A 23,941-nucleotide genomic window follows, 5' to 3' on the forward strand; every position below is an offset into this window, starting at 1 on the left:
CCTCCCAGGTTGAACGACGGAGGTGGTTACAGGCAGCGAATCGGCCAGTTTAGTCGCCACGATTGCGGGCTTCCAAAGCATTTAGCTCCGGCGGCCTGGGGTACGCATAGGGGGTGGTGCGGGTCCGGCTCCGCTTCTCGCCGATCATTCCCACGGTCGCGAGCTTCCTCCTGGCGGCGTTGTGGGGACTCTCGGTGTTCGCGGGGTGGGGGCTGCAGGCGTTCTGCGCCGGTGGCGAGTCGATGGCGAGGTGTTCGCAGCGTCTCGGCACGGTCTCCACGCTGTCGGGGGTGTTCGCGGTAATCGCCGCGTGCTGCACGGTGGCGGCCTGGCTGCTGCCGTGGTCGCGGCACGACCCGCGCACGTTCGGCCACCTGATGGGCGCCGGCGTGCTGTTCTGGATCGTCGCGGGGGCGGTGCTCTTCGTCGGCGGTCTGCTGGCCAGATAGAGGGGCAGATCCGCTCACAAGGGATCAAGCTCGGAATACCGAAATATTCGGGCATATCAGGTGGGTTTGTCGGATCATGGGGGTATGTCGCAGGCGGCGTGATAGTACGCAGGTGAGGGGGGTGGTTCGATTGTCTTCGACCCGCGGAGTCTCGTGGACGTGAAGCCACGCTGATGCCCGGCCGCTCGGGCGAGCGGCTGGGCATGACCGTCGGCACCGCCGTCACACGCCGCCGAGCACGTCGTCGGCGTCGATGATCTGGTACGCGTACCCCTGCTCGGCGAGGAACCGTTGCCGGTGCGCCGCGAACTCCTGGTCGACCGTGTCGCGGCTGACCACCGTGTAGAACCGGGCGCCCCCGCCGTCGGCCTTGGGCCGCAGCACGCGTCCGAGCCGCTGCGCCTCCTCCTGGCGCGAGCCGAACGTCCCCGACACCTGGATCGCGATGGCCGCCTCGGGCAGGTCGATGGAGAAGTTGGCCACCTTCGACACCACCAGCACCTGGATCTCCTTGTCGCGGAAGGCCTGGTAGAGGCGCTCACGCTCCTTGACCCGGGTCTCGCCCTTGATGACCGGCGCGTTGAGGTGCTCGCCGAGCTCGTCGAGCTGGTCGATGTACTGGCCGATGACCAGCACCTGCTCGCCCAGGTGGCGGCGGACCAGCGCCTCGGTCACCTGCGTCTTGGACGGCGTGGTCGCGCAGAACCGGTAGCGCTCCTCCGACTCGGCCATCGCGTACGCCAGCCGCTCGTCGTCGGTGAGCGTGACCCGCACCTCGACGCAGTCTGCCGGCGCGATCCAGCCCTGGTTCTCCATCTCCTTCCACGGCGCGTCGTAACGCTTGGGGCCGATCAGCGAGAACACGTCGCCCTCGCGGCCGTCCTCGCGCACCAGCGTCGCGGTCAGCCCGACCCGCCTGCGGGCCTGCAGGTCGGCGGTCATCCTGAAGATCGGGGCGGGCAGCAGGTGCACCTCGTCGTAGACGATCAGACCCCAGTCGCGGGCGTCGAACAGCTCCAGATGGCTGTAGACGCCCTTCCGCCTGGTGGTCATCACCTGGTAGGTGGCGATGGTGACCGGGCGGATCTCCTTCTTCGTGCCGGAGTATTCGCCGATCTCGTCCTCGGTCAGCGACGTGCGCTTGAGCAGCTCGGTCTTCCACTGGTGGGCGGAGACCGTGTTCGTCACCAGGATCAGCGTGGTGGCCTGGGCGTGCGCCATGGCGGCCGCGCCGACGAGCGTCTTGCCCGCCCCGCACGGCAGCACGACCACGCCGGAGCCGCCGTGCCAGAAGGCGTCGGCCGCCTCCTGCTGGTAGGGGCGCAGCTTCCAGTCGTCCTGCTTCAGCGTGATCGGGTGCTGCTCCCCGTCGACGTAGCCGGCCAGGTCTTCGGCGGGCCAGCCGAGCTTGAGCAGGGCCTGCTTGACGTTGCCCCGGTCGCTCGGGTGCACGATCACGGAGTCGGGGCCGAGCCGCTCGCCCAGCATCGGCTGGATCTTCCTGGAGCGCAGCACCTCCTCCAGCACCGCCCGGTCGGTGGAGGTCAGCACCAGGCCGTTGGCGGGGTCCTTGTCCAGCCGCAGGCGGCCGTAGCGCGCCATGGTCTCGGCGACGTCGACCAGCAGGGCGTGCGGCACCGGGTAGCGGCTGAAGCTGATCAGCGCGTCGATGACCTGCTCGGCGTCGTGCCCGGCCGCGCGGGCGTTCCACAGCGCCAGCGGGGTGACGCGGTAGGTGTGCACGTGTTCGGGGGCGCGCTCGAGCTCGGCGAACGGCGCGATCGCCTTGCGGCACGCGTCGGCCCGCTCGTGGTCGACCTCGAGCAGCAGCGTCTTGTCCGATTGGACGATCAGCGGTCCATCGCTCACTGGCTTGTCTCCGTGGGGTTGGGGCGGGGCCCTGCAGGACCATCGTCTCCTGATCCCGGCTCGGCCGCTCCAGTGTGCAACATTCAGGGCGTCAGGATTAGTCCTGCCGCCCTGGGACGCGGTCTCGCAGCGACCCGCTGAGCTCCGTCAGTCGTCGAGGTAGCCGTTGAGGCCCAGGAAGAGGATCGTGCCGATGCCCAGCACGAAGCCCACCCCGAACAGGACCCAGCTCCAGATCACCATCGTGCGGGCGGTGTGCGGCTCGGTGCGCGACTTGCTCAGCGCCAGTCCCGCGAGGATCGCGCCCGGCAGGCCGAGGACGTTGCAGCAGGAGACGAGCGCGAGGAGGTTGAGCACGAGCGAGACGATCGCGTTGGCGAGCGGGCCTTCGTCGCGCGGAGGCGGGGGATAGCCGTAGCCGTAGCCGTACTGCGGGGGCGGCTGCTCGCCGTAGGGCGCGCCGTACGGCTGGTACGGATAGCCCGACGGGTCTTGCTGGCTCATGGTCACCTCCAGACAGGTCAACACTTATCACGGAATTGAGGCGCGGCTGACCGAGAGAACCTACTCGGTGCGGCCGTGACGTGCTCGCGGCTCCTCAGCCGAGCAGCGCGCGCAGCGCCTTGCGGTCGAGCTTGAGCACGCTCGTGACCGGGATCGAGTCGGCGAACCTCACTTCCCGCGGATATCTCACCCGGCCGACCCGGTCGCGGGCCCACCCGATCAGCTCCTCGGCCCCGGCCTCGGCGCCCGGCCTGAGCTGCACGAACGCAACGACCTCCTCGCCGACGCGCGGGTCGGGACGGCCGACGACGCCCGACATCACCACGTCGGGGTGCTGGTTGAGCGCGTCCTCCACGTCGCGGGGGAACACGTTGAAGCCGCCGCGGATGATCAGGTCCTTCTTCCTGTCGACGATGTAGAGGTAGCCGTCGTCGTCCACACAGCCGATGTCGCCCGTACGCAGCTCGCCACCGGCCAGCGCCGTGCCCTCGGGATCGGGCTCGTGCTCGCCCCAGTAGCCGAGCATCAGCGACTCGCCGGAGACGCAGATCTCCCCGATGTCCCCGGGCTCCGTGGCCTCGCCCTCGCTGTCGCGGATGGTGATCGTGTAGCCGGGCAGCGGCAGGCCGACGCTGCCGACCCTGCGCCGGTCCGGCGGGTTGAAGGTCGTCACGGCGCTGGTCTCGGTCAGCCCGTAGCCCTCCAGGATCTGCACGCCCGGCATCCTGCGCTCGAACTCCGCCAGCGTCTCCCTGCCGAGCGGGGCCGCGCCGCACGTGAGGAAGGCGAGGTCGGGCAGCGGATGCGACTCCAGCGGTTCGGCGAGAAGCATCTGGATCATGGACGGGACGACGGTGCCGTACTGGACGCGCTGCTCGGCGGCCAGCGACAGGAACGCTTTCGGCTCGAACCAGCGCATCAGCACCGCCTGCTGCGGCTCCGTGGCGTGCATCGAGGCGACCGAGGTGATCAGCCCGTACGCGTGGGACAGCGGTACGGGCACCAGCACGCGGTTCCTGCCCTCCTGGCGGGACAGCTCGTAGGCGGCCCTGGCCACCTGCCAGAGGCCCTGGTGGCTCAGCATGACGCCCTTGGCCTTGCCCGTGGTGCCGCCGGTGTACATGAGCGCGGCCAGGTCGCCGGGGTCCCTGTGCACGAGCCCGTGTTCGGAGGCCCGCTCCAGCTCGGCCGTGTCCACGAAGATCGGGATGTCGACGGCGGCGGCGCGTACGGTCTCCTCCAGCTCGGGCGAGGTGACGATCGCGCGGGCGCCGCTGTCGAGCAGGATGTGCCGCAGCTCCGCGGGCCCCACCAGGAACACCACCGGCGTCACCACCGCGCCCGCCGCCCACAACGCCTGGTAGAGCAGCGGCACCTCGGGCGAGGTCGCCATCATGACGGCCACCCGGTCGCCGGGCCGGATGCCGGCTTCGACGAATCCGCCGCACATGCGGCGCGCGCGTTCGGCGAGCGCGTGGCTGCGGAGCCACACCCCGTCGTAGAACATCGCGTCGTGGTCGTCGAAGCGGCTCCATGACTCCTCGGCCAGCCTGCCCAGCGTCTGCGCGGTCACATGCCCAACCTGATGCGAATGACGTTGCGCCGTCAACCCTTGATGTCGTGCCCGGGCACCCTTGACGGGCCCATGCGGACGATACTCGCCGGGGTCGGTTAATCGATATAAAGCTCCGGCCGTGGCCATTTGTGCTTTCTGCTCGACCTCGATCGCCGCATGGTGGAAGATCTAGGCGAAGGGAGTGGTCGACGTGTCCCCATAAACCCGTGAGTCGCGCATAAGGCCTGTTCGGAGCGCTGTTGTGACGCTCTGTATTGCCTTCGTGGAAAAAGAAGAAAGTTTTTGATCTTCCGTCTTTCCTGTAGACAAATTTCCAGTCAACCACCGAGGTGGCTTCGTGACCGACACGCCTGAACCAGGCGAGATCGACCTCGACACCATAACGCTCAGTACGAGCGTCATCGCCGTCAACGACCGGCCGCGCGCCACGACCGACCAGGTCACGCACGACCTCAGCCGGCGGGAGGCCGACATCCTGCTCCGCTCCTACCGGGAGCCGGGCTGCTTCCCCGAGGCGGTGCGCCGCCTGGCCATGCGGCACCTGCTGGTCCTCGTGGGCGCGGAGGAGAGCGGCAAACGATTAGGGGCCATCGCCCTGCTCTCACGCATGTCGCTGGCCGAGAGCACGATCACGGTGCTGTCCCCGGCCGCCACCGCTCTGGAGTTGCTCTCCGCGACCGACTACGGGCCCGGGCAGGCGTACGTGCTGCACGACTGGATCGCGGCCGGCGCCGAGCGGATCGAGCTGGTCAACCTCGCACGCAAGCTGGCCGAGCTGGGCTCATACCTCGTCATCACCAGGAACGGCGGGCCCTCCCAGGCGGTCGAGGTGGAGCAGCCGTGGTGCGCCCCCGACCCCGGCGAGCTGTTCGACCTGTGCCTGAGCACCTACGGGCCGCGCGCGGGCACCGGCGCCGAGCAGCTGGCCGACGCCAGGAACCAGGCGCTCACTCTGCCGACGCCCGCCGCGGTGGTCCAACTGGCCACGCGGCTGGTCCGCGACGGAGAGCCGGCGCGCTGACCGTGGCCTTCACCGGCCGGGCCCGCGTCAGAGGCCGGTCACGCCCGTGATGCGGTGGAGGGCGAAGCGGTGCACGGCGGCTCTGGTCTCGTCGTAGGCGGTCAGGTAGCCGCCCTCCATCCGGGCCGGCTCCAGGATGCGTGACGTCGCGTTGCCCTGGGAGTCGAGATAGCCGATCCACACGCGCACGCCCTGCTTGATCGCCTCCTGCAGGGCCGAGATCGTCGCGGTGGCGGGCCCGCGCGGCACCTGGCCGTTGGGCGCGTCGACGGGCTCGCGCCGCGCCAGGTGCGCCGCGTCGCCGGCCCGCAGCGCGCGTACGGCCGCCGCCGCCACCTCCGGGTCGAGGCCGTTCGCCGACGCGATGGTGCGCACCGGCGCCGTGCCCTCGGTGCGGCGGCTTTCGAGCTGGGAGACGATCACGTCGCCCTCGATCGACTCCGCGACCGGGGCGTACCCCATGGCGCGCAGCGAGTCGACGAGCGCCGCCCGCGAGGAGCGGGAGGCGATGACGGTGGGAGCGAGCCGGCGCAGCCGCAGCGCGGCGGAGCGGCGGTCGGCGGTGATCTGGTCGAGCAGCGCCGGATCGTCGCACCGGATGTACGCGCTCGCGGTGCCCACGCGGATGCGGCCGTGCCGCCTGGCCACGTCGGTCACCAGGTAGGACAGCGCCTGCGGCACCGGCGTGGCCGAGTGGCGGCCGAGCACCGACAGCAGCTCTTCCGCTCCGTGCCCCGCGTCGAGCGCCCGGCGTACGGAGCCCTCGCTGAACCGGTAGACCGTGGCCCCGCCCTTCGACTCGACGTCGGCGGTGAGCGCCATCCAGCGGTTGAGCTCGCTGGTCAGCGGGCCCGGTGCGACGGCGGTGAGGTCGGCCTGGAGCAGCACGTGGTCGACGGGCTCCGGCAGCAGCGGCGCGAGCACCCCGGCCGGGTCGTCGCCCTCGATCAGCGCCCGCCCGTGCCGGGCCAGCGCGCCCAGCCCGGTCATGCCCACCTGCTCGGCCTCCCGCAGCGCGAACTCGATGAGCTGCTCGCGCAGCGGCCCCCGGCGGCGCGGCTGCTCCCACGCCAGCCGTTCGAGCACGGAGTCCCGCTCGGGCGCGAGGCCGGGGGCGGAGGCCAGCACCCGCAGCGTGGCCTCCCTGACCGCCGCGGCGGACGAGCGGCGCAGGTCGGCGTGGAGGGCGTTGAGCGGCCTGTCGCGCTCGTCGCCGCGTTTGCCACTGCTGTGCTTGATGGTCGCGCCCGCTTCGCCGCTCGTTGGCATCGCTGTGCCCGCTCTCTCCCGGCGAGCTCCTGCGCTGCTGTGTTTGATGGTCGCGCCCGCTTCGCCGCTCGTTGGCATCGCTGTGCCCGCTCTCTCCCGGCGAGCTCCTGCGCTCCGGTCGCCGACCAGCCCGGGTACCCGGTCCATGCGCAGCCAGGTGGCCGCCAGCGTGATCCACCGGTCGGCGGCCGGCCTGATCCGCCACAGGTCGTAGCCGGAGGTCGGCAGCCACTCGCCGTCGACGCCGCCACCCGCCGCGATCAGGCCGGCCGCGTGCGCCACCTCGACGACCAGCGCCGTCACCCGTTCGGGCAGGTCGAGCTCGCCCGCCGTACGTTTCAGGTCGCGTACGCCCAGCCCGCCGGTGCGCAGCACGCCCGGCGGATCGGCGCCCCATCGCTCGCACAGCTCCTCGACGGACCTGACGAACGAGAACGCCTGCCCGGCCGCCGTGCGGTCGGCCAGCTCCGGGTCGCGCGCGGTCCCTTCGAGCGGTGGCGGCGTGGCCCGCAGACCGCGGTGCACCCGCCCGCCGCGCAGGTAGAGGCCCACCTCGCGGGGCAACGTCACGCTCTCCTCGCCGGTGGCCGCCAGCAGGCCACGCGCGAGCAGTTCCTCGATGGGCGAACGGGCGCAGGCCACGCGCACCTCTCGCCTGGCGTTGGGCACCCGCCCGGTCGGCGGGCCCCAGGCGAGCTGGTCGAGCGCGCCCCTGGCTTCGGCCGAGACGGCGCCGACGAGCGCGGCGGGCTCGGCCAGCGCCGCCGCCAGCCGCTCCTTGCCCGGCCCCTCAGTGCCCGGCGCGACGTCGTCGGCCATCTCCTCCAGGTGCTCGGGCGCGTGGTGCCGGAACGCGTCGACGGCACTCGGGCCGAGCCCTGCCGGGTCTTCGAGCACCTTGCGCACGCCGGGGCCCAGGTCGAGGGCGTCGTCGGGACCGTAGACCAGGGCGAGGTCGGACAGCCTGCCGAGCGCCACCGACAGCTCGGGCTCGGGGTCGGCCCGCCCCGTCTCCTGGTCGCCGTCCAGGGCCGCGCCGATGAGGTCGCGCAACTGTTTCCTGGATGTCGGCCCTGGCTGGACGGCGAGCGTCTCGACGACCGCCAGCGTGAACCGGTCGAGCCGGTCGAGCACCCTGCCGATCGCCGAAGGGCTGGCCGCGCGCGACGCCAGGCCCTCCAGATGCGCGGGCACCGGAGTGATCAGCTCGGGACGCGCGGACACGAGCACCCGCAGCTGTCCGTCGGTGCGTCCCCTGATCCACTCCGTGAACTCCATCGTTGCCATGGTATGTGCACCCCGATTGGGGCAGCATTGCTTGACGTGATTGAGCGAGCCGACCAGCAGGTGCTGAACTACGTCTCCAAGGCGGCCGACGCCGCGCACGGCGTGCTCAGAGCCGACCAGCGGCTCGACTTCGCCAAGCGGCTGCGGGCCAGGATCGAGACCGAGCTGGGCGGCGGCAGGAGACCGCGCGATGTGTCGAAGGTGCTGGCCAGGTTCGGTGATCCGGCCGCGCTGGTCGAGCGCGAGGCCGGCCGGCTGGCCGCGGCCGGGATCGCGACGCTGCGCTCCAGACCGCCGGCGGCCCCCACCACCACGCCCGTCACGACCCCCACCGCCGCCTCTACCACCGCGCCCGGCACGACCCCCGCGTCAGGCACCGCGCCGGCTTCCGGCACCCCGCTGGAGGAGGCCGGCGCCACGCTGCGTTTCGCCGCCGTCGCCGACGACCGCGACCTGCCGCCGGGCGTGCGCGAGCACCGCGGGATCGCTCAGGAGCGTCTGACCCGGCGGCCCGGCATGGACCTGCCGTTCGCGGGGTTGCGCAAGGTCGCCATGTTCAGCGCCAACCCGCTGGCCACCGACGGCAGGGACGCCAGGACCATCGTCAAGGAGCACCCGCGCGACACCGCCGCGATGGTGATCCTGGTGGTGGCGGCGCTGCTGGTGCCGTTCGACCTGCCGCCCGTGGCGATCTTCCAGGTGCCGGTCATGGTGTGGGCGCTCGGCGCCGCGCTCGTGTTGTTCAGCGACACCTGGACGATCCGCGACAAGGTCCTCGGCATCGGCGCGCCGATGCTCGGCTACTCGGTGGGCGGAGTGCTGATCGGCGGCCTGCGGGTCGGCACGGAGGCCGGGCTGTCGGCGTTCTTGACGCAGTTCTTCGACGTCAGCGGGACCATGTTCATGATCGGTACGGGTCTGGGCGTGGTGTGGCTGGCCTACCGGCTGCTCGACGTCACCTGACGGGCGCCGGGCTGGGGAGCAGGCCGACGGCCAGGCGTACCCACGCGGTGACGAACTGGTCCTTCTCCGCGTGCCCGGGGAGCTCGCCCACGGTCTCCTGGAACAGCCGGTAGTGCACGACCGAGCCGCCGAGCACGGCCGCGATGCCCGCCCAGTCGAGATCCACGTCGCGGTACTCGGGCTGCGCCATGAACCAGGTGACGATCGCGTCGAACATGGGCTGCAGCAGCCCCTGCCTGACCACGGCGACCAGCTCGGGGAACTGGCTCAGGTCGCGGAAGAACACCCGGGTCAGCTCCGACTCCTCGCGCACCTTGGCCAGCCCCGCGCGGCACATGTGGGCCAGGCGCTCCTCCAGGTCCGCCGACGCCTCCATGGCGCTCAGCTCGGCCAGGCTATCCGCCACCTGGCTCCTGGTGCGCGCGGCGTGCTGGTTGATCGCCGCGGCGAGCACTTCGTACTTGGACTTGAAATGCCGGTAGAGCCCTCCGGCGCCGGGGGACAGCCCTGAGGCGGCCTCGATCTCGGCCACGGACGTGGCGGCGTAGCCCCGCTCGGCGAACAGTCGCAGAGCCTCGTCGACGATCCGCTCACGGGTCGATCTGGTCATGTCTATCCTGATACCTCCGGTAAGGAGCGTAGCCGTTACCCGGAACGGCCCACCGTCGCCCTCACGGAGCGGCGCGCCGGATCAGGCCCGCCAGCGCGGAGCCGATGATCAGCCACACGATCGCGGCGAGGCCGTAGTTGACGAGCGCCGTCCAGCGCGGATCGGCGAGCTGGAACAGGCCGGCCAGGCCCAGGGACAACCATGCGGCGAGCGATTCGACGAACTGGTACCAGATGTTGGCCGGGTTGGCCTTGAACACGGTGAACACCGCGTAGAGCAACACGGAGAGCGCGGCCACCCTGCAGGCCACCTTCACCAGGTAGGCCGCCGCCGACACCGTACGCCGCCACGGCGTCGCGATCCGGCCGCCGGGCCTGGCGGGCCGGTGCGGGCGGGACGGGGCGGAGGAGGCGACGAGCCGGTCTCCGGCCTGCGGCGGTCTGGGGGTGTTGGTCACGGCCGCTCCTCTCCGATAAGTAATTCCTTTCTTCCCATTACTAGGGTTCAAGAACAAGGGCCCGTTACGGGGAGTAGGGCACTGTTTGGCATCCTTCTCATGTGGTGACTTCGGTGGGGTTCGACCTTGACATGACTTTGGCGGACACGCGGGCGGGGATCGCGGCCACGTACGACGAGCTGGCCGTCCGCCTTGGTGTGCGCTTCGACAGTGCGGCGATCGTGGAGAGGCTGGGCCCTCCGCTGGAGAGGGAACTGGCCAACTGGCTGCCGCCCGAGGAGGTGCCCGCGGCAGCCGAACTTTACCGCCAGATATATCCGGAACTCGGGGTTCCTGTGCATACGGCGATGGCGGGTGCGTACGACGCGATCGAGGCCGTACACGCGGCCGGCGGGCGGGTCATCGTGGTCACCGCCAAGAACCTCAGGGACGCGATCGGCACGGTCGAGCTGCTGGGGTTGCCCGTGGACGAGGTGGTCGGCTCGGCGTTCGGCACCGAGAAGGGATCGGCACTCGCGCGGTTCGGCGCGGCGGCCTATGTTGGTGACCATGTCGCGGACATCGAAGCGGCACGTGCGGGCGGCGCGGTGAGCGTGACCGTCGCGACGGGCCCGTACACGGCTGGAGAGCTGCGAGATCACGGAGCGGACGTGGCGCTGACCGACCTGACCGATTTCGCCGCCTGGTTCGCCGGCTGGCGCACCCAAGCGGAACTTGGGTAATTCGCCGCCATTTACCCGGTCGCCCTGGCGCTCTTCGGGGCATAACCTACATCCATCCATCCTTCGTTTTCGACTGTTTGAACGAGGTCCTCCTGTGCCGAGTGGCAAGGTCAAGTGGTACGACGCCGACAAGGGATTCGGCTTCCTCACCCGCGACGACGGCGGTGAGGTCTTCGTGCATTCATCCGCGCTGCCCACCGGCGCAGGCCCGCTCAAGCCAGGCCAGAAGGTCGAGTTCGGCGTGGCCGAGGGCCGCCGGGGCCAGCAGGCGCTCTCGGTCCGGATCCTCGAGCAGCCGCCGACGCTGGCCAAGGCCAAGCCCAAGGGCAAGCGGAAGAAGCCGGACGAGATGGTGGTCATCGTCGAAGACCTGATCAAGTTGCTCGACGGCGTGTCGACCTCCTACCAGCGGGGCAAGCACCCCGACGCGGCGCACACCAAGAAGATCGCGCAGGTGCTGCGGGCGGTCGCCGACGACCTCGACGCGTAACGCGTTCAGCCGTTGGGATTGGTCAGCGGCTTGGTCGGGTCGAGGGTGTCCTGGCGCTGCTGAGGCTGGTCGGCGGCGGCCTCGGCGCGCCGCCGGTGCAGCTTGGCGTCGGCGGCGCGCGTGTGCCTGATCCTGGAGACCAGCAGCCACGCGAGCGCGGCGGTCAGCGCGACCGCCAGCGTGACCAGCCCGGCCGTGCTGCTCTCCGACAGCGAGAGCACCAGCCCGGCCAGGCCGCCGAACACCCAGGCGAGCTGGAGCACGGCCTCGACCACGCCGAACGTCGACGAGCGCACCTCCTCGCCGATCTCCCGCTGCACGATCGCGTCGAGCGCCAGCTTGCCCAGCTCCTGCGCGAACGCCGTGACCAGCGAGATCGCCAGCGCGGCCCACAGGCCGAAGAAGATCGCGGTCAGGATGGTGGTCACGCTGGTCACGGCCAGCGTGGCCAGCACGATGAGCTGCGGCGCGTGGTTGCGGGTCCAGTTGGCGACGGCGGCGCCCGCCAGGCCGCCCAGCCCGGCCGCGGCCGCGAGCAGCGCGATCGTCTTGGGGATGTCGAAGAACGGATCGGCCGCCGCCTGCGACTGCGTCGCCGCCAGCCACGGCACCGCGCGGTCCTGCACCAGGAACAGCAGGAAGAACAGCAGGAACCCGGAGAAGACCCGGACGGCCACGTTGGCCCAGACGGCCTCGGCGACCGTGGGGCCCACCTTGAGCAGCGTGCGCCAGCGTGGCGCGGCGCCCTCCTCCTCCAGGTCGGGCGAGTCGATGTGCCGCGGCAGGCGTACGGCGGCGACCCCGAGCAGCAGGAAGCCCACCATCGCGATGCGCAGCACCGCCGCGCTGCCCAGCCACGCGGTCAGCCCGGCCCCGACCGGCACCGCCACACCCGCGGCGACCAGCGTGAACAGCGCCACCCTCGCGTTCGCCGACACCAGCGTGATGTCGGCGGGCAGCACGCTCGGCATGATCGCCGCCCTGGACACGTTGTGCGCCTTCGACAACACCAGCACGCCCAGCGCCCCGATGAACAACGTCGGCAGGTCGCCGGGCCCCACCGCGGCGGCCATCGCGAAGCACAGCAGGCCCCGCCCGAACAGCGTGCCCGCTATCACGTAGCGCCGCCCCGACCTGAACCTGTCGAGGATCGGCCCCACGAACGGCGCCAGCAGTGCGAACGGCAACATCGTGATGACGAGGTAGAGAGCGACGGAGCCGCGCGCCTCACCCACGGGCACCCCGAAGAACACCGTGCTCGCCAGCGCCACCGTGACCAGCGCGTCGCTCGCGCTGTTGCCCGCCGACAACTCGATCAGGCGGCCGAGCCCGGTGCGGTCGGCGCCGTCGGCGTGGGTGAGGCGGCGCGTGGCCCGGCCGACCTTCTGCGCGCCCTTCGCGGTGACCTTGCCCGCCCGCGCCGTGCCGCTGGCCGTGGCCCTGCTCGCGCGCAGAGTGGCACGACCCGCGTCGGCGACGCCGTGCGCCATCCGCCGCGAGACCTCGCGCGCCCGCTCCCAGCCTCCCTGCACGCCTACCAGTCTTACCCGATTCGCCCGCGATCTCGGAGCGGGATCCCCCGTTGTGGGACTCTTAGGTCCCGCCATGGGTGAGAATGAAGTGTGAGCGAACAGCACCTTTCGGCGGAGGCGGTCCGATGAGCCGCACCAGGGCCCGCGTCTCCGCTCCCGACCAGGCCTGTGCCGCTGCGGTCGATCTGGCGCGCGCCGCGGCCGAGGAGCTGGCGCGTCCGGGCGAGCCAGGCGAGCACCTCGGCTACGAAGGCGAGGGCGACCGGATCGTCACCCACTATTTCGCCTGTCTCGACCGCGCCTATCGCGGCTGGCGCTGGGCTGTCACCGTCACGCGTGCCTCCCGCGCGAAGAAGGTCACGGTCAGCGAGGCGGTCCTCCTGCCCGGCTCGGGGGCGCTGCTGGCGCCCGAGTGGCTGCCGTGGAGCGAGCGGCTGCGGCCGGGCGACCTCGGCGTGGGTGATCTGCTGCCGACCGCGGAAGACGACGACAGGCTGGTGCCGGGTTTCACCGAAACCGACGATGACACCGACCGCCAGATGGTTTTCGAATACGGCCTGGGCCGAGCCCGTGTGCTCTCGGCCATCGGCAGAGACCGGGCTGCCAGACGCTGGCACGCGGGCGAGCACGGGCCGCACACTCCGATCGCACACGCCGCTCCCGCGCAGTGCTCCACCTGCGGCTTCTACTGGTTGCTCGCGGGTGAGCTCCGGCTGTCGTTCGGCGTCTGCGCCAACGAATACGCGCCGGACGACGGCAAGGTGGTGGCCGCCGACCACGGTTGCGGCGCCCACTCGGAGGCCGCCGTGCTGCCGGCCCCCATGGAGCAGGCCATCCCCATCCTCGACGACCTGGGCTACGACCTGATGGAGGAGGAGACGGGCTCGGTCGACGCGTCCGCCTCCGAGGAGCTCGGCCACTCCTGAGCCGCCCGCGCGGCAGGAGGGGTCGGCCACTCCTCAGGGCGCATGCGCGGCGCCGTGAGGGTAGGTGGGCGCGGATGCGCCTCACCTGTCGGTGAAGGCCGCTAACCTACGGTGGCCCCCTACCCTCACACCAGGATCGTGATAGATGAGCGACACCTACGGCACCGACCGGATGCGAGCGGCCGTGCTCTCCGCCTGGACGGCCTCGCCTGCCCGGTTCCGCGAAGACGCCAACGCGGAGGAGGACTTCGCGCTCGGCGGCTACCGCGACCGGCTGATCGTCGAGCTGGCGCAGAACGCCGCCGACGCGGCGTTGCAGGCGGGCGTGCCAGGGGTGCTGCGGCTGACCCTCCAGGGCAGCGTGCTGACGGCCGCCAACACCGGCGCGCCGCTCGACGCCACGGGCGTCGAGGGCCTGTCGACGCTGCGTGTCTCCGGCAAGCGCGACGACGCCGGCGCGGCGGGGCGCTTCGGCGTCGGGTTCGCGGCGGTGGTCTCGGTCTGCGACGAGCCGGTCATCGGCTCGCGCGGGCACGGCTCCGTGCGCTGGTCGCGCGCCGACACCTCCGCCGCGGTGGCGGAGATCCCCGAGCTCGCTCCCGAGCTGGCCGACCGCTCGGGGCACGTCCCGCTGCTGCGGCTGCCGTACGACGCGCCGCCGCTCGACGTACCCGACGGTTTCGACACGCTCGTCCGCCTTCCGCTGCGCGACCAGGCCGCCGTCGACGCGGTCCGGCGGATGCTCACCGAGACCAGCCCCGCGCTGCTGCTCGGCATGCCCGCGCTGGAGTCCATCGAGATCGACGTCGACGGGTCGGACCGCACGGTCGTCGCCGACGGCTGGCACGTCGTGTCGGAGTCGGGCGAGTTCACGCCCGGCGAGGTGAGCAGGCTCTTCGCCGACAGGCCCACCGAGGAGCGTGCCCGCCCCTACTGGTCACTGCGCTGGGCGGTCCCGGTGACCGGCACCGGCGAGCCGGGCTCGCCGCCCGGCACGGTGCCGGCCGTCGTGCACGCGCCCACACCCAGCGACGAGCCGCTCGACCTGCCCGCGCTGCTGATCGCGTCGTTCCCGATGGCCACCGACCGCCGCCACGTCGCCAAGGGCTTGCTCACCGACTTCCTGGTCGAGCGGGTGGCCGACGCCTACGTCCGGCTGCTCCAGGAGCTGCCGCGCACGTCCAAGTTGCTCGACCTGGTCCCGTCCCTCATGGGTAAGGGCGAGCTCGACGCCCGCATCCGCAGGGCCGTGCTGGCCCGGCTGCCCGAGACGCCGCTGCTGCCTGCGCTGTCGGCGCCCGCGCCGGCCGTCCAGACACCCTCGTTCGCCGAGGCCGAGGTCTACGAGCCCGACGCCGAGTGGCGGGTCGAGCACCCGGCGGCCGAGCCGGGCGACGACGGATGGGTGGTCGCGGGCCGCGAGGCCGCCGTCGTGGCGGGCGCCTCCGCCGAGCTGCTCGAGACGGTCGCCGGCTTCGTTCCCGGGCTGCTGCCCGCCGGATGGCCGGCCAGGCATCCGGCGATGACGTCGCTGGGCGTGCGCAGGGTCGAGCTGGCCGACGTCGTCGACCTGCTGTCGGGCGAGGCCGTGGAGGCGCGCGAGCCGGCGTGGTGGCGCTCGCTCTACGACGTGCTGCCCGTCGACGATCCCGAGTCGCTGGGCGCGCTGCCGGTGCCGCTCACCGACGGCCGGCTCGTGCGAGGGCCGCGCGGCACGCTCATCCTGACCGACGGCGGCGCCGACCTCGACCTGACGCCGCTCGGGCTGCGCATCGTGCACCAGGAGGCCGCCCATCCCGCGCTCCTGCGGCTCGGCGCCGCCGAGGCCACCCCCCGCACGATTCTCGACGACCCGCTGACCAAGGCCGCCGTCGCGCAGTCGCTCGACAGCCCCGACCCCGAGCCGGTGGCGCGGGCCGTGTTGTCCCTGGTGGAGGCGTCCGGGCTGGCGCCCGGCGAGGCGCCGTGGCTGGCCGAGCTGGCCCTGCGCGGCGCCGACGGCGAGCTCTATCCGGCGGGCGAGCTCATGCTGGCCGACGGGGCGCTGGCCGGGCTGATCGAGCCCGACACCCACCTCGGCGTGGCCGCCTCGGAGCTGGCGGAGACCTACGGCTCGCGCGTGCTCGCGGCCGCCGGGGTGCTCGACGGGTTCGCGCTCGTGCACGAGTCCGACGTGCTGCTCGACCAGGACGAGTGCGACCACGACCTCGACGGCGAGGACGACTGGCTCGACCACGTGCTCGACCTGCTGCCCGAGCTCGACGTGCCGCCGCTGGTGCCCGAGTTCGTGGCGGTGCGCGACCTGGAGCTCGTGGCCGACTGGCCGGCCGCGCTCGAGCTGCTGACCAGGCCGCCGCTGCGTGCCGCCCTCCACCCGTTGCGCGTCGAGGGCGTGGAGGTGCCCTCCTACACGGCGTGGTGGCTGGCCCGCCATCCCGTGCTCGGCGGGCGCAAGCCGCTGGAGCTTCGGCTCCCCGGCGCCGACCCCCTGTTGCAGGGCCTCTACACCGACGCGCCCGCGGGCCTCGACGAGGGCGCCCTGTCCATGCTCGGCGTACGCACCACGTTGCCGGCGCTGCTCGACTCCCACGGCGGTCCCGAAGAGCTGCTCGACCTCATGGCCGACGAGTCGATCGAGGTCGACCGGGCGCAACTGCGCGCCCTGTGGGTCGCCCTGGCCGCCGTCGACCCTTCCAGGGTCGCGCCGCCCTCCCGCGTGCGCACGGTGCAGAAGGGCTCCATCGTGGTGGCCCCGGCCGACGATGTCGTGGTGGTCGAAGCCCCCGACCTGCTGCAGCTCGTCACCGACCGGCCGCTGGTGCTGGCCCCCTACGATCTGGCCGAGGCGCTGTCGGAGCTGCTCGACCTGCCCCTGGCGGGAGAGCTCACCTCCGGCGAGGTCACCTCCCAGGGTGAGGTCCTGCAGGTGCCCCGCGAGGTGCGTTCCCTGCTGCCCACGGCGCCCGAGACGTACGTCCAGCACGAGAAACTGCTCGTCGACGGGGTCGAGTGCTCGTGGCGGTTCTTCGAGGGGGCGGTGCACTGCACGGGGGTCGACGGGCTGGCCAGAGGGCTGGCGTGGGCCACGGGGCAGTGGAACGACCGGCTCGCGGTGGCCGCCCTGCTGCGTGATCCCCAGGCGGTTCCTCTCCTGCTCGCCGAGGCCGACCTCTCCTGACCCCGGACGGGCACCCCCGCGCGTCCGGTGGCGCGTGGGGGTGCGGCGATCGCGGAGGCGGTCAGGCGGCGCAGGTGGTGCCCTCGCCCGGCACCCTGCCCTCCAGCAGGTACGCGTCCACCGTCTTCATGACGCACCCGTTGCCGGTCAGGTAGGCGCCGTGGCCCTCACCCTCGTAGGTGACCAGGACACCGGTCTTGAGCTGCTCGGTGAGCGCGGGGGCCCACCGGTAGGGGGTGGCCGGGTCGCCCTTGGTGCCGACCACGACGATGGGGGCGGAGCCCGTGGCGTCGACGCGCTTGGCGTCGTCGTTCCCGGGCACCGGCCAGTGGGCGCACGCCTCGCTCGAGCCCTCGACCGACAGAATGGGGAAGATCTTCTTGATCTTGGCGTTGGTCTTGGCCGTCTCGCCGGCCGTGGGCCGGTCCGCGTTGTCGGCGCAGTTGATGGCCTGCAGGCTCGTCATCGCCGTCGAGTACGTCCCGTCGGCCTTGCGGCCGGTGTAGGAGTCGGCCAGGGCGAGCAGCGCTGTGCCGTTCCCCTTGACCGCCGCGGCGGCGGCCTGTTCCAGCATCGGCCAGCTCGCCTTGGCGTACAGCGGGGTGATGACGGCTAGCTGGGCCATGCTGTAGGTGAGCTCGCGGTCACCGACCTTGAGCGGCTCGGCCTTGAGCTTGTCGAGCAGGCTTTCGACGCTCTTCTCGACGGCCGCGGGGTCGGTGCCGAGCTCGCAGCTCTGTGCCACGCAGTCCTTGGCGAAGGCCGCGAAGGCCTGGTCGAAGCCGGTGGCCTGGATGACGGCGCGCTCATCGAAGGTCACCGTCGGGTCGAAGGCGCCGTCGAGGACGAAACGGCCGACGTTCTTGGGGAAGTGGGTGGCGTAGACGGCGCCGAGGTGGGTGCCGTAGGAGAAGCCGAAATAGTTGAGCTGCTTGTCGCCGACCGCGGCTCTGATGAGGTCGAGGTCTTTCGCGGCGTTCACGGTGCCGACGTGCGGCAGGATCTTGCCGGAGTCCTTCTGGCAGGCCTGCGCGAACTCCTTGGCCAGCCGGTCCGCGTTGGCCTCCGCCTCGGCGGACAGAAGCTTGTCGACCTGCCCCCCGCACTTGACGCCGGCGCTGCGCTCGACGCCGCGCGGGTCGAAGCTGACCAGGTCGTAGCGCTCGTTCAGGCCGGCGAAGGCCCGGCCGGCCAGCGCCAGCGTGTCCACTCCCGACGCGCCGGGGCCGCCGAAGTTGAACACGAGCGAGCCGAGCCGGTCGCCGGTGGCCTTCATCCGGATCAGGGCGAGGTCGATCTTCTCGCCGCCGGGGTCGGCGTGGTCGAGGGGGGCCTCGATCGTGCCGCACTCGGTGCCGGCGGGCGAGGGGATCGGCTTGCCGTCGGGGCCCACCAGATCCGTGCACTGGGCCCAGGCCACGCTTCCCGTGTCCGTGTCCTTGGCGGCCGGGGCGGGCTCGCCGGTGGTGCCGCAGGCCGTGAGAACCGCCGCGCCCAGGAGGAATGTCGCTATGGGCTTCTTCATGCCTATAAGCATGGTTCACCGGAGATGTGCTGACGTAGTGGGCGGAAACACCACTTGGGGGTGACTTCGAGGAGCGGCGGGAGATGACGAATGTCAGCCGGAACGGACTACTTCGGTCACTCCCGGCCGGGCCTGCGAACGAACCAGATGCCGAACAGGCCGAAGGCGATCCCGGTCACGCAGGTCCAGATCCACCACGTGTTCTCCGGGGCGGGATTGAAGACCAGCAAAGCGACCAGGGCGACGGCCCACACGGCGGTGCCGACGGCCACGGCGGCGGTGTCGTTGGTCTTGATCGGCTCAGGGTCGGGGTGCCACTGCTGCTTCACGTGTCCACCCTAGCTTGCAATCGGGTCTCGAAATCATTACTGGCTCTTTCCGCAGCTCACCCCGCCTGCCACTGTTCGCGTCGTGAGCGACACTCGTAGCAAAATAGATCATTTCTTCGCAATCTCCGCACGCGGTTCCACCGTCTCCCGTGAGGTACGGGGTGGCCTGGCCACGTTCTTCACCATGGCCTACATCGTGGTGCTGAACCCGATCATCATTGCCACGGGCACGGACGTGGACAAGCAGGTCATCGGTGACGGCACGACGCCGAACGTGGCGCTGGTCGCGGCCGGGACCGCCTTCGTGGCGGGGGTGCTGACGATCCTCATGGGCGTCATCGGCCGGGTGCCCTTCGCGATGGCGGCCGGGCTCGGCCTGAACGCCTTCGTCACGTTCAACCTGGCCAGCGTGATGACGTGGGAGGAGGCTATGGGCCTGGTCTTCCTCGAGGGCGTCATCATCGCCATCCTGGTGCTGACCGGGCTCAGGGTGGCGGTGTTCCATGCCATTCCCGCCCAGCTCAAGACCGCCATCAGCGTCGGCATCGGCCTGTTCATCGCGCTGATCGGTTTCGTGGACGCGGGATTCGTACGGCGGGTGCCGGCCGGGCCGCCGCTGGAGATGGGCATCGGGGGCAACCTCACCTCGTGGCCGATCTTCGTGTTCGTGGTCGGACTGCTGGCCACGGCGGCGATGGTGGCGCGGAAGGTCAAGGGCGCCATCCTCCTCGGCATCGCGGGCACTACCGTGCTGGCGATCATCGTGGAGTTGCTCACCAAGTCGGGCGCGTTCTCGGCCGAGAACCCCGGCGGCTGGCAGCTGAACGTGCCCACGATGCCCGAGCAGATCCTCGGCTTCCACAACCCGCTGGTGTTGTTCACGGAGTTCGATCCCTTCGGGGCGTTCAGCCGGATCTCGGTGCTGCTGGCCGTGTTGTTCGTCTTCACCCTGCTCATCACCGACTTCTTCGACACCATGGGCACCATGGTGGGCGTCGGCCGCCAGGCGAACCTGATCCAGGAGGACGGGACGCTGCCGCGTACGAAGCAGATCCTGCTCGTCGACTCGATCGGCGCGGCGGCCGGCGGCGCGGGCTCCGTCTCCTCCAACACCACCTACATCGAGTCGGCCGCCGGCGTCGGCGAGGGCGCGCGCACGGGGCTGGCGAGCGTGGTCACCGGCCTGCTGTTCCTGGTGGCGATCTTCTTCGCACCGCTCGTCACGGTCGTGCCGTACGAGGCCGCGGCCCCCGCGCTGGTCGTCGTCGGCTTCCTGATGATGACCTCGATCCGCGACATCGACTGGAACGACTACGAGATCGCGATCCCGGCGTTCCTCACCGTCGTGGTCATGCCCTTCACCTACTCGGTCTCGAACGGCATCGGCGCCGGCTTCGTCAGCTACGTGCTGATCAAGGCGGTGCGGGGCAAGGCGAGGGAGATCCATCCGCTGTTGTGGGCGGTCACGATCCTCTTCGTGCTCTACTTCGCGATCGGACCGATCCGCGCGCTCTTCGGCGTCTGAGCAGGTGGGAGCCGTCTCGCGCGTGCGGGGCGGCTTCCTGGTATCCAGGAGGGCAAAAACCGGTTAGGGAAATATCCTGCCTTCGCCTATAGTTAGCAAAGGTAATGACTCATGCTAACCAAACCCCAGCACAAGACGGACCTGCGCAGCGACGCAGGCCTGGCTTCGGCCTTGCGCGTTTCTCTGGCAAGGCTGACCAGGCGCCTACGACGACAGGCAGCGGCGCACTCGCTGACGCCCACCCAGTTCGCGACGCTCGCCGCCATCGAGCGCAGGAGCTCGCCAGGAGTGAGCGAGGAACAAGCCAACGAGAGGCGAAGCGGGCGCGACAATCAGAGCGAGCGCAGGAGCTCGCCAGGAGTGAGCGAGGAACAAGCCAACGAGGAGCAAAGCGGGCGCGACAGCCAGACGGAACAGCATTTCGGGATAACCCCCGGCGAATTGGCCGAGCTCGAGAAGGTGCAGCCGCCCTCGATGACGCGTGTGATCGCCAAGCTCGAGGAACGCGGCCTGGTCGCGCGCCATCCGCACCCGACCGACCGGCGCCAGGTGACCGTGACCGTGACCGTGGCCGCCGAGAAGCTGCTGAAGGAGGAGCGGCGCCGCAAGGAGGCGTGGCTGACGCAGCGGCTGAAAGACCTGTCCCCCGAGGAGAGGGCGATTCTCCGGCAGGCGGCGCCCATCCTGGAGAAGCTCAGCCGGATCTAGAGGAGCCGGAAGAACCCAGGACCGGAATGTTCCGGTCGCTCAGGGTTCGTAACTACCGCATGTTCGCGGCCGGGGGCGCCGTCTCCAACGTCGGCACCTGGCTGCAGCGCACCGCCCAGGACTGGCTGGTGCTCGACCTGACCAACGGCAGCGCGGCGGCGCTCGGCACGGCCACCGCGCTGCAGTTCCTGCCCATGCTGCTGTTCGGCATGTTCGGCGGCGTGCTGGCCGACCGCTACCCCAAGCGGCCGATCCTCGTCGGCGCCCAGGTGCTGATGGCTTCGCTCGCGCTGACCATAGGCGTGCTGACGATGACCGGCACGGCCCACGTGTGGCACGTGTACGCGATGGCGTTCCTGCTCGGCATGATCTCCTGCGTTGAGGTGCCGACGCGGCAGGCTTTCGTGGTCGAGATGGTCGGCCGTGACGACCTGTCCAACGCGATCGCCCTGAACAGCTCCATCTTCAACCTGGCCCGCGTGGTCGGCCCGGCGCTCGCCGGTCTGCTGATCTACGTGCTGGGCGGGACGGGCCCGATCTTCCTGATCAACGCGCTGACGTTCGGCGCCGTGATCTCCAGCCTGGTCTTCATGCGCGGCTCGGAGCTGAACATCACCGAGCGCGTGCCCAGGGCCAAGGGCCAGCTCCGCGAGGGGTTGCGCTACGTGGTGCGGCACGAAGAACTGCTCATGCCGGTGCTGCTCATCGGGTTCGTGTCGATGTTCTCGCAGTCGTTCTCGATGTCGATCGCGCTCATGGCCCGCGAGGTGTTCAAGGCCGGCGCGTCCTCGTTCGGCCTGGCCTCCAGCATGTTCGCGGTGGGCGCGCTCGGCGGGGCGCTGCTGGCGGCGCGCAGGGCGCGATTGTCGCGCAAGGTGCTCTTCGCCGGGGCGATCGGCTTCGGCCTGTTCCAGATCGCGACGGCGCTGGCCCCGTTCTACCCCGTCTACCTGCTGCTGCTGGTCCCCACCGGCATCGCGTTGATCACCATCAACACGGCCGCGAACGCCAGCGTCCAGCTCGCCACCTCCCCCGACATGCGAGGGCGGGTCATGGGCATCTACATGCTGGTCTTCACCGGCGGGGCGCCGCTCGGGGCGCCGCTCATCGGCTGGCTGTCCGAGCTGGGCGGGCCGCGGGCGGGCGTCATGTTGTCGGGCGTGCTCGTCCTGGCGGGCACGGGGCTGGCGGTCCTCGTGACGCGGCTGATCAGCACGCGGGTACGCAGGCCGGCGCTCGCCACGGCTTGAGCGACCCGTCTCCGCCACGGGGCACAATCGGATGGCATGAGGCTCTTCGCGGCCCTGGTGCCGCCCGACGAGGCGCTGGACGAGGTGTCCCGCGCGATAGCGCCGCACGTCGGGCAGGTGCCGGGCCTGCGCTGGCCCGACCGGGCCACCTGGCACATCACGCTGGCCTTCTTCGGTGAGGTGCCCGAGCGGGCGCTGCCCGAGCTGGAGCTGCGCCTGGACCGTGCCGTGCGCCGCTACAGCGTGCTCGACCTGGCCTTCGCCGGTTTCGGCGCGTTCTCGTCCGCCCGGCGGGCCAGGGTCCTGTGGGTGGGCGTCACGGGCGACTCCATGACCCGGCTCGCCGACTCCGTCAAAGCCGGCGCCCGCCGGGCGGGGGCCGCGCAGACGGACGGCAAACGGTTCCACCCGCACCTCACGCTGGCCAGGACCAAGACGGAGACGGACCTTCGCCCGCTGATCGAGTCGCTGTCGGGATTCAGCGGCTCGCCGTGGCGGGCGGAGCACGTCCGTCTCGTCCGCAGCCACACCGGACCGCAGGTGAGGTACGAGTCACTCGCCGAATGGGCGCTCGCACCCTCCGAGCGGGGCTAGGCTCCAGGGCGTGGATCGTCCTCGTTCCTGGTTGTTGCCCCTCGTGCTCGGCCTGCTGCTGCTGATCGTCGTGATCGGCGCCCTGCTGACCTGAGCGCTACCAGGCGTAGTCCTCCGGCGCGGTGCGGTGGCCGGGGAAGATCTCGTCAAGCCGGGCCAGCGCGGGCTCGTCCAGCTCGATCTCCAGGGTGCGCATGCTGCCGTCGAGCTGCTCCAGCGTGCGCGGGCCGATGATCGGCGCGGTGACCGCCCGCTGCTTGAGCAGCCAGGCGAGGGCCACGTACGCCGGGTCCTCGTTCAGCTCGTCGCAGAACTTCTCGTACTGCTCGATCTTGTCGCGGTGCTTCTCGAGCTGCTTGACCATGGCGTCCGAGGCCGACCGGCCCTTGTCGATCTTGCGGAGCACGCCGCCGAGCAGGCCGCCGGCCAGCGGGCTCCACGGGATCACGCCGAGGCCGTAGTCCTCGCAGGCGGGCAACACCTCCAGCTCGACCGCGCGGGTGAGCAGGTTGTAGTGCGACTGCTCGCTGACCAGCCCGGTGGTGTTGCGCCTGGCGGCGCTCTCCTGGGCCTTGGCGATGTGCCAGCCGGCGAAGTTGGAGGAGCCCACGTATATGATCTTGCCCTGCTGGCGCAGGGTCTCCATGGCCTCCCAGAACTCGTCGAACGGGGTGTTCCTGTCGACGTGGTGGGCCTGGTAGATGTCGATGTAGTCGGTCTGCAGCCGCTTCAGCGAGGCGTCGCAGGCCTTGCGGATGTTGAGCGCCGACAGCTTCTGGTCGTTGGGCCAGTCGCTCATCCCGCCGTACAGCTTGGTCGCGATGACCGTCTTCTCCCGGCGCCCGCCGCCCTGAGCGAACCACCGGCCGATGGTGTTCTCGGTGATGCCCTCGCCGAGTTTCCAGCCGTACACGTTGGCGGTGTCGAAGAAATTGATCCCCAGCTCATGCGCCCGGTCCATGATCGCGAAGGAGTCTTCCTCCGTGGTCAGCGGGCCGAAGTTCATGGTGCCGAGGCAGAGCGGGCTCACCTGGAGGCCGCTGCGTCCGAGATTGACGTAATCCATGTTTGCAACCCTAAGTACCTGGAGTGCGCTCCAGGCCATAGGATCCAGTCGTGATCTACAGAGAAATGGGGCACTTCCCGCCGCGCCGTCT

General features: G+C 70.8%; 21 protein-coding genes. 11 read left to right on the plus strand and 10 right to left on the minus strand.

All coding sequences use genetic code 11. The features are described 5' to 3' along the window. Positions 1-113 precede the first annotated feature (113 nt). Positions 114-449 (plus strand): hypothetical protein, encoded by a 336-nt coding sequence (locus tag ABGB01_RS37720; RefSeq protein WP_347778377.1) that lies wholly within the window; start codon positions 114-116, stop codon positions 447-449. 222 nt (positions 450-671) lie between these two features. Here the strand turns inward: ABGB01_RS37720 and ABGB01_RS37725 are convergent, their stop codons facing one another. The 3 genes from ABGB01_RS37725 to ABGB01_RS37735 form a co-directional block, all read right to left on the minus strand. Further along, positions 672-2,318, minus strand: coding sequence for a DNA repair helicase XPB (locus tag ABGB01_RS37725; protein WP_347778379.1), 1,647 nt, complete (start codon positions 2,316-2,318; stop codon positions 672-674). A gap of 147 nt (positions 2,319-2,465) precedes the next feature. After that, positions 2,466-2,822, minus strand: coding sequence for a hypothetical protein (locus tag ABGB01_RS37730; protein WP_347778380.1), 357 nt, complete (start codon positions 2,820-2,822; stop codon positions 2,466-2,468). A 94-nt stretch (positions 2,823-2,916) separates the two neighbouring features. Beyond that, the gene (locus ABGB01_RS37735) at positions 2,917-4,395 is read right to left on the minus strand and encodes an AMP-binding protein (RefSeq protein ID WP_347778382.1); all 1,479 of its coding nucleotides are present in this window, start codon (positions 4,393-4,395) and stop codon (positions 2,917-2,919) included. Between the two features lie 340 nt (positions 4,396-4,735). On the opposite strand from ABGB01_RS37735, the gene ABGB01_RS37740 reads away from it, so the two are divergent. Then, positions 4,736-5,419 (plus strand): hypothetical protein, encoded by a 684-nt coding sequence (locus tag ABGB01_RS37740; protein ID WP_347778384.1) that lies wholly within the window; start codon positions 4,736-4,738, stop codon positions 5,417-5,419. Between the two features lie 27 nt (positions 5,420-5,446). On the opposite strand, the gene ABGB01_RS37745 is transcribed toward ABGB01_RS37740, so the two are convergent. Further along, on the minus strand, positions 5,447-7,966 hold the full coding sequence (locus ABGB01_RS37745) for a helicase C-terminal domain-containing protein (protein WP_347778385.1): 2,520 nt from the start codon (positions 7,964-7,966) through the stop codon (positions 5,447-5,449). A 45-nt stretch (positions 7,967-8,011) separates the two neighbouring features. Here ABGB01_RS37745 and ABGB01_RS37750 point away from each other — a divergent pair, with 45 nt between their 5' ends. Then, positions 8,012-8,938, plus strand: coding sequence for a hypothetical protein (locus ABGB01_RS37750; protein ID WP_347778386.1), 927 nt, complete (start codon positions 8,012-8,014; stop codon positions 8,936-8,938). On the opposite strand, the gene ABGB01_RS37755 is transcribed toward ABGB01_RS37750, so the two are convergent. Further along, entirely contained in the window at positions 8,931-9,548 is a 618-nt protein-coding gene (locus ABGB01_RS37755) for a helix-turn-helix domain-containing protein (RefSeq protein ID WP_347778388.1), read from the minus strand. The genes ABGB01_RS37750 and ABGB01_RS37755 overlap by 8 nt on opposite strands. Before the next feature lie 61 nt (positions 9,549-9,609). Continuing rightward, positions 9,610-10,005 (minus strand): hypothetical protein, encoded by a 396-nt coding sequence (locus tag ABGB01_RS37760; protein WP_347778389.1) that lies wholly within the window; start codon positions 10,003-10,005, stop codon positions 9,610-9,612. A 101-nt stretch (positions 10,006-10,106) separates the two neighbouring features. Here ABGB01_RS37760 and ABGB01_RS37765 point away from each other — a divergent pair, with 101 nt between their 5' ends. Both ABGB01_RS37765 and ABGB01_RS37770 read left to right on the plus strand, forming a co-directional pair. After that, a complete protein-coding gene (locus tag ABGB01_RS37765; RefSeq protein ID WP_347778390.1) occupies positions 10,107-10,727 on the plus strand; it encodes an HAD hydrolase-like protein in 621 nt (206 codons plus the stop codon). 94 nt (positions 10,728-10,821) lie between these two features. Then, positions 10,822-11,217, plus strand: coding sequence for a cold-shock protein (locus ABGB01_RS37770; protein ID WP_347624328.1), 396 nt, complete (start codon positions 10,822-10,824; stop codon positions 11,215-11,217). Between the two features lie 5 nt (positions 11,218-11,222). On the opposite strand, the gene ABGB01_RS37775 is transcribed toward ABGB01_RS37770, so the two are convergent. Continuing rightward, positions 11,223-12,749 carry an MFS transporter gene (locus tag ABGB01_RS37775; RefSeq protein WP_347778391.1) on the minus strand — a complete coding sequence of 509 codons (1,527 nt, stop codon included), beginning with the start codon at positions 12,747-12,749 and terminating at the stop codon, positions 11,223-11,225. 125 nt (positions 12,750-12,874) lie between these two features. Here ABGB01_RS37775 and ABGB01_RS37780 point away from each other — a divergent pair, with 125 nt between their 5' ends. Then, a complete protein-coding gene (locus ABGB01_RS37780; RefSeq protein ID WP_347778392.1) occupies positions 12,875-13,675 on the plus strand; it encodes a DUF3027 domain-containing protein in 801 nt (266 codons plus the stop codon). Between the two features lie 145 nt (positions 13,676-13,820). Next, a complete protein-coding gene (locus ABGB01_RS37785) occupies positions 13,821-16,853 on the plus strand; it encodes a hypothetical protein (RefSeq protein WP_347778393.1) in 3,033 nt (1,010 codons plus the stop codon). Positions 16,854-16,914: 61 nt separating this feature from the next. Here ABGB01_RS37785 and ABGB01_RS37790 read toward each other — a convergent pair whose 3' ends face one another. Both ABGB01_RS37790 and ABGB01_RS37795 read right to left on the minus strand, forming a co-directional pair. After that, positions 16,915-18,378: an alpha/beta hydrolase gene (locus ABGB01_RS37790; RefSeq protein WP_347778394.1), complete on the minus strand. Its 1,464-nt coding sequence runs from the start codon at positions 18,376-18,378 to the stop codon at positions 16,915-16,917. A gap of 116 nt (positions 18,379-18,494) precedes the next feature. After that, positions 18,495-18,707 carry a DUF2530 domain-containing protein gene (locus tag ABGB01_RS37795; RefSeq protein WP_347778396.1) on the minus strand — a complete coding sequence of 71 codons (213 nt, stop codon included), beginning with the start codon at positions 18,705-18,707 and terminating at the stop codon, positions 18,495-18,497. Between the two features lie 82 nt (positions 18,708-18,789). Between ABGB01_RS37795 and ABGB01_RS37800 the strand changes: the two genes are divergently transcribed. The 4 genes from ABGB01_RS37800 to thpR all read left to right on the plus strand — a co-directional run bounded on the left by ABGB01_RS37800 (position 18,790) and on the right by thpR (position 22,784). Next, a complete protein-coding gene (locus tag ABGB01_RS37800) occupies positions 18,790-20,232 on the plus strand; it encodes an NCS2 family permease (RefSeq protein WP_347778397.1) in 1,443 nt (480 codons plus the stop codon). Positions 20,233-20,343: 111 nt separating this feature from the next. Then, positions 20,344-20,940, plus strand: a complete 597-nt coding sequence (locus ABGB01_RS37805; RefSeq protein WP_347778399.1) for a MarR family transcriptional regulator — start codon at positions 20,344-20,346, stop codon at positions 20,938-20,940. Between the two features lie 26 nt (positions 20,941-20,966). After that, the gene (locus ABGB01_RS37810) at positions 20,967-22,190 is read left to right on the plus strand and encodes an MFS transporter (RefSeq protein WP_347778400.1); all 1,224 of its coding nucleotides are present in this window, start codon (positions 20,967-20,969) and stop codon (positions 22,188-22,190) included. A gap of 36 nt (positions 22,191-22,226) precedes the next feature. Further along, positions 22,227-22,784 carry an RNA 2',3'-cyclic phosphodiesterase gene (thpR, locus tag ABGB01_RS37815; protein ID WP_347778401.1) on the plus strand — a complete coding sequence of 186 codons (558 nt, stop codon included), beginning with the start codon at positions 22,227-22,229 and terminating at the stop codon, positions 22,782-22,784. A 97-nt stretch (positions 22,785-22,881) separates the two neighbouring features. Here the strand turns inward: thpR and ABGB01_RS37820 are convergent, their stop codons facing one another. Then, positions 22,882-23,850: an aldo/keto reductase gene (locus ABGB01_RS37820; RefSeq protein ID WP_347778403.1), complete on the minus strand. Its 969-nt coding sequence runs from the start codon at positions 23,848-23,850 to the stop codon at positions 22,882-22,884. Positions 23,851-23,941 lie beyond the last annotated feature (91 nt).

Source organism: Nonomuraea sp. B5E05, assembly GCF_039880665.1.
Lineage (GTDB): Bacteria > Actinomycetota > Actinomycetes > Streptosporangiales > Streptosporangiaceae > Nonomuraea.